The organism is Micromonospora sp. KC207 (assembly GCF_004348615.1).
Classification (GTDB): Bacteria; Actinomycetota; Actinomycetes; order Mycobacteriales; family Micromonosporaceae; genus Micromonospora.
Genome location: NZ_SMKJ01000183.1, coordinates 1 through 14,340, shown reverse-complemented (window position 1 = coordinate 14,340; position 14,340 = coordinate 1). Strand labels below are relative to the sequence as shown.

General features: G+C 68.4%; 8 protein-coding genes and 1 pseudogene. 3 read left to right on the top strand and 6 right to left on the bottom strand.

The window, feature by feature from the left end; genetic code table 11:
• Positions 1 to 333: 333 nt before the first annotated feature.
• The 3 genes and pseudogenes from E1258_RS35960 to E1258_RS21405 form a co-directional block, all read left to right on the top strand.
• Positions 334 to 588, top strand: a pseudogene (locus E1258_RS35960) (DDE-type integrase/transposase/recombinase); the annotation flags it as partial.
• A 28-nt stretch (positions 589 to 616) separates the two neighbouring features.
• Positions 617 to 1,039 carry a DDE-type integrase/transposase/recombinase gene (locus E1258_RS21415; RefSeq protein WP_207919659.1) on the top strand — a complete coding sequence of 141 codons (423 nt, stop codon included), beginning with the start codon at positions 617 to 619 and terminating at the stop codon, positions 1,037 to 1,039.
• 634 nt (positions 1,040 to 1,673) lie between these two features.
• Positions 1,674 to 3,131 carry a hypothetical protein gene (locus E1258_RS21405; RefSeq protein WP_132404178.1) on the top strand — a complete coding sequence of 486 codons (1,458 nt, stop codon included), beginning with the start codon at positions 1,674 to 1,676 and terminating at the stop codon, positions 3,129 to 3,131.
• A 691-nt stretch (positions 3,132 to 3,822) separates the two neighbouring features.
• On the opposite strand, the gene E1258_RS21400 is transcribed toward E1258_RS21405, so the two are convergent.
• The 6 genes from E1258_RS21400 to E1258_RS21370 form a co-directional block, all read right to left on the bottom strand.
• Positions 3,823 to 4,479 carry a response regulator transcription factor gene (locus E1258_RS21400; protein ID WP_305847274.1) on the bottom strand — a complete coding sequence of 219 codons (657 nt, stop codon included), beginning with the start codon at positions 4,477 to 4,479 and terminating at the stop codon, positions 3,823 to 3,825.
• Entirely contained in the window at positions 4,473 to 5,549 is a 1,077-nt protein-coding gene (locus E1258_RS21395; RefSeq protein ID WP_207919658.1) for a sensor histidine kinase, read from the bottom strand. The genes E1258_RS21400 and E1258_RS21395 overlap by 7 nt, the downstream gene beginning before the upstream one ends.
• 35 nt (positions 5,550 to 5,584) lie before the next feature.
• Complete coding sequence (locus tag E1258_RS21390) at positions 5,585 to 7,159, bottom strand: serine hydrolase (protein ID WP_243715606.1); 1,575 nt, start codon at positions 7,157 to 7,159, stop codon at positions 5,585 to 5,587.
• Between the two features lie 753 nt (positions 7,160 to 7,912).
• Entirely contained in the window at positions 7,913 to 10,930 is a 3,018-nt protein-coding gene (locus tag E1258_RS21380) for a glycoside hydrolase family 2 TIM barrel-domain containing protein (RefSeq protein ID WP_132404169.1), read from the bottom strand.
• Positions 10,931 to 10,964: 34 nt separating this feature from the next.
• Positions 10,965 to 13,784, bottom strand: a complete 2,820-nt coding sequence (locus E1258_RS21375) for a glycoside hydrolase family 3 protein (protein WP_132404166.1) — start codon at positions 13,782 to 13,784, stop codon at positions 10,965 to 10,967.
• Positions 13,781 to 14,340 (bottom strand): beta-galactosidase trimerization domain-containing protein (locus E1258_RS21370; RefSeq protein ID WP_207919657.1); only part of this gene is annotated, 560 nt, incomplete at its 5' end. The genes E1258_RS21370 and E1258_RS21375, both read right to left, overlap by 4 nt.

Here is a 14,340-nt window from a genome sequence, read left to right as displayed (position 1 = left end):
CCACCCTGCCGCTCCCCGGCGCCCGACACGGTCTCATCGGCCTGCGCGAGCGCGCCGAACTCCTCGGCGGCGCCGTCACGGCCGGCCCCACCGCCGACAACGGCTACCAAATCCAGCTTCGCCTCCCCGCCACAATCCAGTAAAAGAACGCATCACCATGCCGTCAGTGGCCGGAACACGGCGAAGGCTTCGTCCAGGTGGCTGACGGGCTCGAGCCGGCCATCCGAGGCAGTCCAGTGGTCGAGGGCGATGCTCAATAGAAGTTCCTAACGAAATGACCACCTGGTTTCTCGTCCCTTGTAGAGGGTGATCTACGATGTCGGGCCGTGAGGCGTGGCGAGCAGCCGCCGTGGATCGTGCCGGACGGGCTGTGGCAGCGCATCGAGCCGCTGCTGCCCATTGGTGGACGAGACCTACGTCAAGGTCAACGGCGTCTGGCGGTACGCGTACCGGACTGTCGACCAGCATGGTCAGGTCATCGACGTGCTCGTCTCGACGCGTCGGGACACCGCCGCGGCCCGGCAGTTCCTCCACCGGGCGCTGACCACACTGAAGGTCACGCCCGGCGAAGTCGTCACCGACACCGCCCCCACCTACGTCAGGGAGTGGGGACGACCTGCTCCCGTCGGCGCGGCACCACATCGAACGGCATGCCAACAATCCGATCGAGGCCGACCACAGCCAGCTCAAGCACCGGCTCAGACCGATGCGCGGACTACGCACCGACCGCACCGCCCATACGATCATCACCGGCCACGCCTTCGTGCCGAACCCCCGACGCGGACACCACGAACTCGCCACCGACGCCCCACCCGCGACCCGGGTCGCTACCGCATTCACCGAACCTGCCCAAGCGACCCGACCATCACCGCTGACACGGCTCGGCGTGCCCACCGATCCGCCAACGCAACAGCGCCGAAGAACCTCTCCAGTGTCCGGCGCCCCGTATGGCTGCGGCTGCGGACCTGGCAGGGGAGCTGGCACGGGATGCCGAATCGGAATGGGTTCGGTGACCGGAGGTGAAACGGGTTTGTTGTAGCCCTCCATGACGTCGTAGAGCACCGCCCCGGACCTAATGCCGTTGTACACGCGCAGCGCCTCTTTGGGGTGTACGTGAGGCTCTGGACCTGGACCTCCCTGCCCGTGCTGCGTGCCGCTCGCAGGGACACTGCCTCGTTCGAGTTGTTCTCGACGCCACCGGTAACACCATCTGGGCCAACAGCCACATACGCCGCAGGCTCGCCCGATATTCCAAAGAGTGCGACCGCCGTCATCACGGCAACGCCTGCCGCAAGACATGAACGAGCGGTGGCAGTCTTTCGACGTGCCACGAACCCTCCCCCGTGAATCTTCAGTTGTCAGGTGCAGAGGGGACCGCAAAGAGCACCGAACGCTCTGCGCAAGAGCGATTACAAGGAGTTATAATAACGAAAAGCCCAAACTGGAACCACGAGACCGATCTGTTGACTGAGCGGAGTGTGGCCGCCCGACAGCAAGCGGCCGAGGCCGCACAGGCACCGGACAACGCAAGGCACGCCGCCACCACCTGAGTTCCCCCGCTTTGATGAAGCGGGGTCTACCCCGCTCCCGGGAGGCCACCGAACCGGGGCAGTACCGCCTGCGATGAACATGCGAGACTGCTGAGGCTCGACGGATTCGGGGAGGGGCGGCGGGTGGCTGATGACGCGCCGATGCCGGTCCACCTGTCGACGGTGCTGGACGGTCTTGCCGAGAACCCCGCGCTGCCCGCCGGCATTGTCCGCCGCTTGGTGCGCTACCGGCGCGGCTTCGGTCACGTCGCCATGCGCGACGACCTGACCCTGGACCTGATCGAGGAGATCCTCGCCTCGCATCATCACTGGCTGCTGCACTCGCTCGCACTCAACCCACGGTTGCCGAACACCGCCGGAATGCGATTGGCCGCGCACACCGACCCCGCCGTCCGGGCTGCCCTGGCCGCCCACGCCCGTAGCGCACCCCGCGATCTCTACGAGCGACTCATCGACGATCCGGACACACGAGTGCGGGAATACCTTGCCGAACGCGACGACGTACCGGCCGATCTACTGGCCCGGCTCGCCGGCGACCCTGACCCGCAGGTCCGGACCACGCTCGCACGGTGGTGGACGCAAGCACCCGAGGCTGTCCGGCGGGCCCTACTCACCGACGCCGCCGACGAGGTTCGCGCCGCCGCATGCGCGACCTACTACGCGCGGTCACCACATCCGGTGCCGCCCCCCGACCTCGTGACGGAACTGCTCGCCGACCCGGTCACCCGCGCCGGAGCGATACGCCACGCGCTCCTGACCCCGCAACTGGCCGCACAGCTGGCCGGTGACCCCGACCACCAGGTCCGCCGCCAACTCGCCGAACACCCACAGCTCCCCCCACCAGTACGCGACCAGCTCACCGACGATCCCAGCGCGAACGTACGCGTCGGCATCTTCAGCCGCCGGGACACGCCCGAGCCGGCACGCCACCAGATCCATGAGGACATTCAACAGGGCGAGCGCCCACTGACCGACCTACTCAACGACGATGCCCTACTGCAGCAAGTCGAAGACCACATGGCCCTCGCCGAGCTGCGCCACCTGCGACTCGACTGGGTCACCGCAGACCCACTGCCACACCTGTCCTCGCCATACATCTGCTTCCGCCGCTCCGCGGCACGCAGCCGGACGCTGCCAGCCGACGCGGTCATCCGGCTACTCAACGACGACGACAGCGGCGTACGTACGACCACGGCCACCCACGCCCCACACCTGGTCGATCCCGCCACAGCCGAGCGCATAGACCGTGAGTTCCAGCCGGACAAGAAGACGAACTGGCGCCCCGCCGACGACTTCACGTTCCCGCCGCAAACCCTGCGCCGGCTGGCCACCGACCCGGACCCACGGATGCGATGCCTGGCACCCCGAGACCTCGACCTACCCGTCGAACTGACCGAACGTCTGGCCACCGACCCCGAGAGCATGGTTCGCCATGCCGTCGCCGGGCACCCGAACCTCCCAGTCCACGTACGTCGCGCCCTGCTCGCAGATCCGAACGAGCGGGTAGCGCACGCCACCGCCGCAGCACCCACCCTGCCAGTGCCCGAAATGGATCGACTCCTCACCCTCGCAGGCATCTGACCGGACACCACGGCGGACCGAGACGACTTGAACCCACGAGAACCTCTTGTCGAGCCTCCCCCAGATTTGTCTTGCCAAAACCCCTTGTTACGGAACGTAGCCAAATCGAACTGTCACCGCGTGTCGCAAGCTACCACTGAGCTGCGCAAACACGGCCACGCACTAGTCATCGGTTGTTACTGATCGACATCCTTCGGCCCGGGCTTTCGGGGGGTAAACGGGGGGACCGACGGCCCACATCGACCATCACGACCAGGCATCCGGTTCGTGTCGGTGGCCCAACACGAACCAAAATCCCATATCCGCCCGTGGCTGATATGGATGTCATGTTGGCGTAGCCACACGAGCCGGCCGCCGGGAAACGCAGGTTGGTGCCCTGCCGGGGGCGCGTCACAGAACTGCATAAACTCAATGTGATCGATCGACGGCGGCTGACCATCGAGACAACCTACGCGCTGGCGTAGCGGTCCACGAGCGGCGGCGTCGGTTGGTCCGAGGCCGTTGTCCGTTAGTGGTCGAACATCCTTGAACATCACCATGCGGTCACCGCTTCGGTTGTGGCTGGAGCGCCGCGAGCACGACCTCAGTCATGAGGGCTGGTTGGGGTAGTTATGGGTGCGCTTTAGCTGTACCCACGTACCAGATGCAACCGCGAAGCGCGCCACTGTCTGACCTAGGTCGAGCCGCGCGTTCACTCGGTGATGATGCCGGCTTCGTGGGCGACAATGGCCGCCTGTACCCGGTTGTTCAGCTCCAGGCGGGTGAGGATGGCGCTGACGTGGCCCTTGACCGTGCCCTCGACGAGGTGGAGTCGGTGGGCAATCTGGGCGTTGGACAGTCCGGCGGCGAGCAGGGCCAGGACGTCGCGTTCCCGTTGGGTGAGCGCCTGAATTCGGTCGCGGGCCGTCGTTACCCGGCTCAGTCCGGCGGCGCGCAGTTCGCCGATGACCCGGGCGGCGATCCTCGGCGACAGGTAGGCGCCGCCGACGGCGACGGCGTGGACACCGGCGATCAACTCGCGCGGGTCGCCGGACTTGAGCAGAAAGCCCCGAGCGCCGTCATCGAGCGCGCGGGTCACGTAGGCGTCGTCACCGAAGGTGGTGAGGATGGCGACGCCGACCGTTGGCACCGCACGGATGATCTCGGCACCGGCGGCGAGACCGTCGAGGCGGGGCATGCGGATGTCGAGCAGGGCGACGTCGGGGCGATGCGCGAGGGCCAGCTCGATGGCCTCCCGCCCGTCACCGGCTTCGGCGACCACCTCGATGTCCGGGTCGGTGGTGAGGATGGCCCTGACCCCGGCCCGGATCATTGCCTCGTCGTCGGCGAGCAGCAACCGGATCACGATGCCTCCGGATGCGGCAGAGTAGCCACGAGCTGGAACACGTGACCGTGGGGTCCGGCGTGAAGCGTGCCGCCGACGAGCCGTACCCGTTCCCGTAGTCCCACCAGGCCGGAGCGTGCGCCGGTTGCCCGCCGAGCCGGTGAGGGCATGGGGTTGGTGACGGTGACCGTGGTGGTGGCGTCCCTGGTGGCCAGGTGCACCCGCACCTGTGCCCCGGTTGCGTGTTTCATGGCGTTCGTGAGCGCCTCCTGGACGATGCGGTGGGCGGCCCGGTCGACCATGGTGGGAAGTCGCCGCGGGCCGTTCCACTCCAGGGATATCGCCATTCCGGCCCGAACGGCGCGATCAACGACGTCCTCGATGCGGTCCGACGCCGGCCGCAGCGGTACGGGGTCGCCGTCGCGCAGCACGGTGACGATGTCGGCCAGTCGCTCGGTCGCCAGCCCGGCACTGGCCCGCAGATCCGCAGCCGCCGCCCGGTGACGATGGTCGAGGTCGGCCGCCAGCTCGAGCGCCCCGGCACGCAGCGCCAACAGGCCAAGCTCGTGCCCGAGGGTGTCGTGCATGTCGTGCGCGATAAGGTTGCGCTCCCGCAGTCGGGCGCGTTCGGCGGCGATCGCGACCAGGTCGCTCTGCTGTTGGACCGAGCGACCCAGCATCCACGGGAGCACCACCGCGCCGCCGAGCAGCAGCAGCGCGGTGGCCCACACATCCCCGAGGGTGAGGCCGAGCGGGACGGCAAGCACCGCACCGGCCGCGAAGGCGACCACCGCGGGCGCCGGCCGGAGCATCCGGCGCCCGGCCAGAAAGCTGGCCAAGAAGACCGCCGCGCTGAGCGCGGCACTCCACACCGGAACGCCGTCGCCCATCGCCAGCGCCGTCGCCATACTCGCGGCCACGCACACACCCAGCGAGACCAACGGGTACGCCGTGAGCACCGCCACGGCGGTGACCGGCGCCAGCAGCGCACCCGCCAACGCCCACCAGGAAAGCTGCTGGTACGACAGCGCCACGATGGCCAGCATCGCCACGAGCCCGGCCAGCGCCCACGGCGGAACGGGTGGTCTCCTCAACCACCCGCCCCCGCCGCTCGTCACGCCCACCGACGCTACCTCGCGGCCAGCGGAGCCGAGGCTTCGTGCGTCAGCGGGACACCGGACGGCCACCGCAGCCGCACCAACGCCACCACCCGGACACCGAGCACGCTCAAGTTCATCCCGGCGGCGACCGCCATCCACCCGACCAGCGCCGGCGAGTAGTAGCAGAGCTGACCGAACGTGACGTCCCGGCCGCCGCCGACGAGCAGCCCGAGCAGATCCGGCAGGCTCACCAGCAGCGCGAGCGGGACGATCCGGGGTGCCAGCCGCAGTCCCAGCCGCCACACCGGCCGGCCGACGAGTCGCCTGGCCCAGGCAGACGTACGCCGCAGGTTACGGATGCCCCACGCCAAACTCAGCGCCGTCAACCCGGCAAGGACCAGGTCAACGATCAACCGCACCGGCGCGGGCGATGACGGTGTGCCGCCCGTCACGAGATCGGCCAGTGCGCCCGCGAGCTGGCCGGTGCCCTCGTTACCCAGACCGATGCCGCTGTTGCCGATCACCGCAATGCCGTAACCGGATGGCAACAGAAGCTGACTGGCGGTGTAGGTGAACCAGATCCCGTTGTGGTGGACCCGTCCCTCGAGGCCGGTGTCCCAACCCATCCCGTACGTCCACCGCCCATCCGACGAGGTGTGCATGGCCGTCATGCTCTCGGCCGAGACCAGCCGCGTGCCCTCGGCGGACCTGCCGGCACTGTTCTGCATGATCAGCCACTGTGCCATGTCCTGCGCTGTGGTGATCACACCGTCGGAGCCGTTGACGAACCGCGTCGGTTCCGCCGCGGAAACCACCAAGCCGTACGCAAAGCTGTGTCCCTTACTGACGTCCGGTGGCAGGTCGCGCGGGGTCAGGTCGATCGTAGTGCTGGCCCGCATGCCGAGCGGGTCGAAGACGTGCCGCCGCAGGTAGTCTACGAACGGCTCCCCCGCGACGACCTCCACCAGCCGGGCCGCGAGGTGATAGTTCGTGTTCGTATAGGCATACGCCGTACCAGGCTCGGTAGCCAGAGTCGCATTGCGGGCCCGTTCGACGGCAGCCGCCAGCGACTCCGGCTGCGACAGCCTTTTCTCCGGGAGCGTACGGTCGGTGATCCCGGAGGTCTGGTTCAACAACTGCCGCACGGTGATCCGCGCCCCGCGTGGGTCGGCGAGCCGGAGGTCGGGCAGGTGGTCGACCACCGGGTCGTCCAGGGCCACCTTCCCCGCCTCGACCAGCTGCATCACCGCGAGCGCGGTGAACGACTTGCTGACCGACGCCACCGGCATCGGCGTCGTCGCGGTCACCGCCGCGCCTGACGAATCATGACCGTACCCGGCCACATGTAGCACCCGGTCGCCCTTGGTGATCGCGACCGCGATCCCGGGATAGCCCGCCTCGTCGGCGAAATCAGTCACCAACCGCTCCACCGCACCGGCATCCAGTTCCCCCTGCGCGAACGCCGTGCCGGGGACCGTGAGAACCGCCAGTCCCGCGGTCACCGCGCCCGCCATGCCCCGCCACCAACTCTTGCTCTGCCACACAGCGCGCTCCGATCGTCTCGTTGACGCCGGCCACGTTAAGAACCCGGGCAGCCCCGGCACAGGACCCGATCGACACCCACCACCCCTGACCTTCGTCAGACACAACCCCATTCCGCGCGCCGTTCGGTCGCCGGTCGCCTGTCGCGGCCCCATATCGCCTACCTCTTCCGGACGATGTAACACGGCCAGCGAGCATGGCAACGTTCAGCCATGGACAGACCGCAGACAGTTGACTTCGAGATTGACCTGGTGGACGGCGAACACGGCGAGCGCCTCGCGGCATCTCAGGCCAGGGCGATCCTGGATGTGCTGACCTGGTTCGCCGAGCATCGCGGGACGCCCACGAGCCCGTCAGAATCATCGACAGACGGCCAAGCTCACCCTTGGAGAGATGAGGCGACCCACAGTGGCGTCCCACACACCCCGCCAGCCGCAAAGGCGACTACCACCTTCTGTGGGCGATGCGATGAATCCATTTTGCAGTTCTGTGTCATGCCGCTGCTGCGCCTGATCTGCAATAACCCACCGCAGCGACCGGATCCAGCTTGAACGCTTCTCTCCGTAATGCCGGATTTCCACTCGCCCGACTTCATCCTGTTTGCCCGCACGTAGGTTTGAATCCTGCCGGGGGCACATCTGACAGCCGCGCTTTCGCTGGTAAGCGCGTTCCTGCGCGCTTGCCCCACGCGACTGACAACGCATAATGCCTGGTGAGCGGATTGGTGGCCGCGCAGGTTCGAACCCCGGTACGCGGGCTGTCAGGCGGGTGTTGGACAGCCTCGGCGAGTGCCGCCCGGCACCGCGCCGTTGAATCTAACGACCAAAGACCGTTAGGGCAGTCAGGGCGAGGGTGAACTGGGCGGGCCGGACCTCGAGCCGATGCTGCGGCAAGACACCCGGGCCGACGGCGCCGGACCCGAGCCCTTGCACGGCATGGTCGGTGTACAGGTAGACCATCGGCTCGGCGGTCAGGTCGGTTTGGTGGCGTGCCGCGGCCAGTTGGCGGTCGCTCCACTGCCTGGCGGCCAGGTTGAACACGGGATCCCCCTCCACTCGGATGCCCGAGCCGGTGGAGTCGGCCACCTCAGCCCAGCGCACCTCGGCCCGATTGCCGTTGTCCTGTGGGCGTACGTAAGGCGTCTGCATTTCCTCGACAGTGGCGTGGTGCATGCCGATGCGGGCGGCTTGCCGGGAGTCCGGGTAGGCTTCGCCTGGCCCGGTGCCGAACCATCGAACGGTGGACCACTCCTCGGGCAGCAGCCAGCACAGTCCGATGCGGCCGAGCGACGGTGCCTTGTCCCGGCGAGCGAGTTCCTCGTACCGTTCGGGTGGCAGGTCTGGGTCCACCATCGGCTCGGCGAATCTGTCACCCCGGTCAGGCCAGTGGCCGACTGGTTCGGTGTGGACACGCACGCGCAGCCGGTGTCCGTCGGTGTCCCAGTGGTAGGTGGTGAGGTAGCCGCAACGGACGGCCGCGGCGGCGCTGCGCACCACGACCGCCAAGCCTTGCTCATCGTGGCTGACCGACACCGTCCGGTGTCGCAACCGGTCCAGACCACGGGCCTGCCAGTATCCGGCGTCGCGTTGGGCCCACGCCAGGTCGTTGTCGGTCGGTGCGCGCCACAGCGTCAGGGTCGGACCGTGAAGTTGTTTTCCGCCCAGACTGGAGAGTTTTCCTGTGTACCGGTCGAAGCAGCCCGGACCGACGACGATGTGGCCATCGGTGGCGGTGGGCCGCACCAGCGCTCCGGTCAGGACGGTGGCCGCGGCGCGTCGCAGCGGGATCTGGCCCCAGGCCACGACGTGGCCTTCGGGCGCCCATGCGGTGGCCTGCCTGAGCTCCGCCTGCACGGTAAGCCACCGTTCACCGCTGCCGTCGGCGAGGCCCGGCGGCAGCGGGATCTCGGTGCGCTCACCCGGTGCGAGGTCCGGTGTCGGGAAAAGGCCGCCGGCGGCGGAGATCCCGTCGCGGGTCAGCGACCAGGTGAGCCGCAGGTGCGAAAGATCGAGGAATTCGTAGCGGTTGTGCACCGCGAGATGACCCGCCAGCCGGCCGGGCGCGAGGCCGACCGGTTCGAGGACCTTCTGATACTCCAAGAGTCCCGGAGACGGAGTCCGGTCGGGAAAAACCAGGCCGTCGCAGATGAAGTTCCCGTCGTGCAGGTCTTCGCCGAAGTCACCGCCGTAGGCGAAGAAGGCCCGGCCCTCCGCGTCGGTGGCCTGGAGGCCCTGGTCCATCCATTCCCACACGAATCCGCCTTGGACGCGTGGATAGCGCTCGCACAGTTGCATGTACTCGGCCAGCCCGCCCGGCCCGTTGCCCATCGCGTGGGCGAACTCCGTCAGCAGGAAGGGTTTGCGGTTGCGTGGTTCGTCGGACGGGTCTCCCTCGCCCGCCGCGGCCGGGTAGAACATCTCACCCGGTTGTAGCAGCCCTTCGCCGATCCGCTTGACGACGGCGGGCGTGCGGTACATCTCCCCGTAGATGTCGACGTACCGCGCCAGGCGGTCACCTTCGTAGTGGATCGGCCGTGAAGGGTCGCGCTCGCGCGCCCACGCCGCCATCGCCTCAAGGTTCTGGCCGTCGCCCGCTTCGTTACCCAGCGACCAGATGATGACGCTCGGATGGTTCTTGTCACGCTCCACGGTCCGCTCGATGCGGTCGAGGTAGGCGGCTCGCCATTGCGGATCGTCGGAAGGGTTGCCCGACCACCGCTCGGCGCCCGAGTGTTCGAACCCGTGGGTTTCGAGATCGCATTCGAGTACAACCCACAGGCCCAGTTCGTCGCACAGGTCGAGGAATGCCGGATGCGGCGGGTAGTGCGCCGTGCGAACCGCGTTGATATTGTGCCGCTTCATCAGCTCCACATCCCGGCGCATGGTCTCGAAGGTGACCGCGCGGCCACGGCCGGGATCGAACTCGTGCCGGTTGACTCCGCGCAGCAACACCCGCCGTCCGTTGACGGTCAGCACGCCGGATTCGTCGATGACGACCGTGCGGAACCCGAACCGGACGCGCACCTGCTCGCCTCGGGTGGCGAGCACGGCCTCGTAGAGGAACGGATCCTCGGCGCTCCATGGACGCACCGTGTCGAAGGTGGACAGCGATTCGACCGGTGCGCCGGTCAGGCCGAGCCCCGGGATGCTGACCGTGACGGGAGCCTGCGCGTCCACGTCGATGCGCAGCCTCCCGCCGCCGCTGGACGCGTCGTAATCGGCGTGCACGAACACGTCCCGGATGCCGCCGGCCGGACGAGCCAGCAGGGTGACCTCACGAAAGATTCCGGAGAGCCGCCACGTGTCCTGGTCTTCCAGATAGGTACCGGAGGAAAATTGATGGACCCTCATTGCAAGGACGTTGCGGCCGGGCCGCAGCATCGCCGAGACGTCGAACTCCGACGCAAGGCGGCTGCCCATCGTCACTCCCAGTTCGACACCGTTGAGCCAGACGCGGGCGCACGACTCCACGCCTTCGAAGCGCACCACGGCAGGAGTCTGCGCCCACGACTCGGCAAGGTCGAAGACGCGCCGATAGTCGCCGGTCGGATTCTCATCCGGTACGAACGGCGGGTCCACCGGTATCGGATAAGAAATGTTCAAATACACCGGCTTGCCGTAGCCGTGCAACTGCCAGTGCGAGGGGACGGCGAGCCGATCCCATCCCGCGTCGTCGAAGCCGGGCAGCTCGAAGCCGTCCGGCTCGTCGAGCCCGGTCGCCGAGTACCGGAAAGCCCAGTCACCGCTGAGGTCCAGCCGCGCGGCGTCGGAAGTCAGTACGGCGCGCGGCGCGAGTCTGCCGTAGCCGGGGGAGAAGTCTTCGAAATAGCGCATTTCTCAGTTGCCCGTCCCCGGAATGACGTATGTGTCACGCGAAGGTCAGTTCGCTGATGATGATGCCTGGTGCGCCGCAAACGACATAGAGCTCCACCACACTGACCGTCCCCGCGCCGGGGAGGTCCGCGCGCAGCGGCACGTACGCGTAGCGCTCACCCACCTCGGCGGTGAAGGTGGCGAGCACGTCACCGTTCACCGGGTCGTCGGCGCGCAGGGTCACCAGCCCGGGGTTGCCGGCGACGCGGATCACGGCCGAACGGCATCCCGACAGGTCGGTCGGGCCAAAGGAGATCCAGGCGCCAGCGTCGGTGGCCGAGACCGAGTCACCGCCCTCGGGCGCGGTGTCGACCAGTGCGATCCGGTAGCTCGCCTCGTGGTCCACCGCGCGCAACCGACCATCCGGATCGGCGGCGGGTCGGCGCACGCCGATGCGCTCACCGCGGACCGTGAGCGTGGCGCAGCCGCGGATGTCGGTGGCTGAGCGCCCGACCATGACCTTGTGCCGTGCCGACTCGACCACCGACCGGCCGGAGGTCACATCCCAGAACGCCAGATCGGCGATGTGCAGCGGGATGGTAACGAGCGCCTTCTCGCCGGGGGCGAGCTGCACCCGGGTGAAACCTCGCAGCTGGCGCAGCGGCTGCTTGACCCGCGAGCGCTGCTGATGGGTGTACAGCTGCACGACCTCCTCACCAGGACGCTCGCCATTGTTTGTCACTTCGACGCCCACCGTGACGACGTCGCCGGCCTCCGCGGTCTCGTTGCTCAGGGACACCGTGCCGTAGTCGAACTCGGACCAGCTCAGGCCGTGCCCGAAGGGATAGAGCGGATTGCCGGGGTAGTACAGGTAGGTCGCGTCGCTGGTGATGATGTCGTAGTCGAACAGGTCCGGCAGGTCGGTGTGGCTGCGGTACCAGGTCTGGGGTAGCCGCCCGGCCGGTTCGACGTCACCGAACAGCACGTCCGTCAGCGCGTGCCCGAACTCCTGGCCACCGTGGCTCGACCACAGTATCGCCGGTAGGTGCACGTCCGCCCAGTTCACCGCGTAGGGATAGCTGCTGGTCAGGACCAGCACGGTGCGCTGGTTGGCGGCGTACACGGCGCGCAGCAGCGCTTCCTGGGCCCGCGGCAGCGCCAGGTCGGACCGGTCCTCGGTCTCCCGGCCGTTGACCATCGGATGGTTGCCCAGCACCACCACGACCGCGTCCGCCTCTGCCGCCGCGGCCGCTGCCTGCTCGACGCCGCTACGGCGCATTTCCAGGTGGAAGCGGGCGGCCTCCTCGACGGTGGCACCGGTGACCGCGATGCCGTCGCCGTCGAACGTCACGTAGCTCTTGCTGAGCTGGTGCCGCAGCGTCAGCGTGCCGTCCGCGCGCTCGATCAGGCGGAATGTCTCGTGCACGTCCCAGCCGTGCGGGCCGGGCGAGTCGTTGACCAGCACGCCGTCCTTGACGGTGACGTGGCTGCCGTTGCCGGCCGCTCGAAGCGCCAGCACGTCCTGGCCGCCCCAGTCGAACAGGTCGAAGCCGTGCGGGTCTGCCTGGGTGCGGTTGAGTGCGGCGGCGGTGGCGCCCGCGGTGAGGTAGCCGCCGGTCGCGACGCGCAGCGCGACCCGGTCCACGCCCTCGGCGTACGAGACACCGTCCTCGCCGAGCCGGAAGGCGAGCCCATTTCGGACAGTGACCCGGTAGGGCAGCGTGCCGCTGTACCAGTCGGTCATGAGCTGGTCGCCGAGCGGGCCGACCACCGCGACGCGCCGCACCTTGGCCCGGTCGAAGGGGAGAAGCTGTCTCTCGTGCTTGAGCAGCACGATGGAGCGCTGCGCCGCTTCGCGGGCCAGCGCCCGGTGGGCGGGGAAGTTGATGGTGTCGGGGCCGATCCGGGTGTACGGGTTGGCCTCGGGTGGGTCGAACTCGCCCAGCCGCATCCGGATGGTGAGTGCTCGGGACACTGCCCGGTCGATGTCGGCCTCGGTGAGCAGCTTTCGCTGGTACGCCTCGGTGATGCGTTCGATGGTGACGTGGGAGTGGTCGTCCTGGTCGGTGAAGCTGTCGATGCCCGCCTTGAGCGCGGCGGCGTGGCTGGTCGCGTGGTCGGGGAAGTACGCCTGTTGCGCGGGGTCGGCGAGGTTGTTGGGCGCGTACGCGTCCGACACGACGAAAACCTCGTCCTTCGTCCAGGAGCGCAGCGCGTCGTTGATGTGCGGGGTGACGTGCGCGGGACGGCCGTTGACGAAGTTGTACGACGCCATGACGGCGACCGCGGCCCCGCTTTCGATGGCTGGCCGGTAGGCCGGCAGCTCGTACTCGTGCAGCACGCGCGGCCCGAGGTTGCTGGAGCTGACGCAGCGGTCGCTCTCGTTGTTGTAGCCCAGGAAGTGCTTCAGCGTCGGGGCGGTCTTGAGGTAGACGGGGTGGTCGCCGCGCAGGCCTTCGGCGTACGCCCGGCCCATGAGCCCGGTCAGCCACGCGTCCTCGCTGTACCCCTCCTCGTTGCGCCCCCACCGGGGATCGCGCAGAGGGTTCACCACCGGTGCCCAGACGTTGAGCCCGGCCCGGCCGCCGGTGTGGTGGCTGGCACGCACCTCGTCTCCGGTCGCCGAGCCGACCCGGCGTACGAGATCGGGATCCCAGCTCGCGCCGAGCCCTACCGCTTGCGGAAAAACGGTTGCCTCACCAAGCCAGGCCAGCCCGTGCAGCGCTTCGGTGCCAGTGGTGAACGCCGCGATGCCCAGCCGTTCGATTGCCGGCTGGTACTGGTGCAGCAGGGCGATCTTCTCGGCGAGGGTGAGCTGGCTGAGCAGGTCAACGACGCGTTCGCGTACCGGCAACTGCGGATCACGGAAGGTCATTTGGGCCGTCCAGGGAAATCGTCGGTGGCCGTTGAGTAGACCTGTACGTCCCAGGGGCCGAGGTCGAGAGGCGCTCCGGCCTGGATGAGCCTGCCGTGGCCCGTCACCTCCGAGAGGTAGGTGGGGGCAGAGATGCGGGCGGGCTGCCAGCTCCAGTTGTGCACTACGTGGACGCGGTCTCCGTTCGGGGACGTGGCGGTGGCCGCGGTGACCGATGGGGGAAGGCTTCGCCAGCCGCTGGCTGGGTTTGGTGCCAGCCACCCGGCGAGGCATCGGGCGAGGTCGCGACCGGGAACCGTGCCGACGTAGGTGATCCGGCCCGTGCCGTGGCATCGGGTCGTGACGGCCGGCCAGCGGCCGAAGTGCGGGTGGTCATACGCGACGAGCACGTCGGCGTCGACGACGGTTAGGCCGTCGACCCAGCGGGTCGCTGTCGCGCCGTCCGGAAGGTCGAGGGGTCCGCCCGGCGTGTGGCGCAGCGCGACGGGCCGGTCGAGGTTGCTGAACTCGTCGTAGCGGACACCAGCGGCGTGGACCAGGCGGGCGGGGGCGGGCT

What these genes read in the sequence shown, in the direction of transcription:
- E1258_RS21380 (WP_132404169.1), bottom strand. Translation starts at nt 10,930, where the DNA reads ATGCGCTATTTCGAAGACTTCTCCCCCGGCTACGGCAGACTCGCGCCG.
- E1258_RS21375 (WP_132404166.1), bottom strand. Translation starts at nt 13,784, where the DNA reads ATGACCTTCCGTGATCCGCAGTTGCCGGTACGCGAACGCGTCGTTGAC.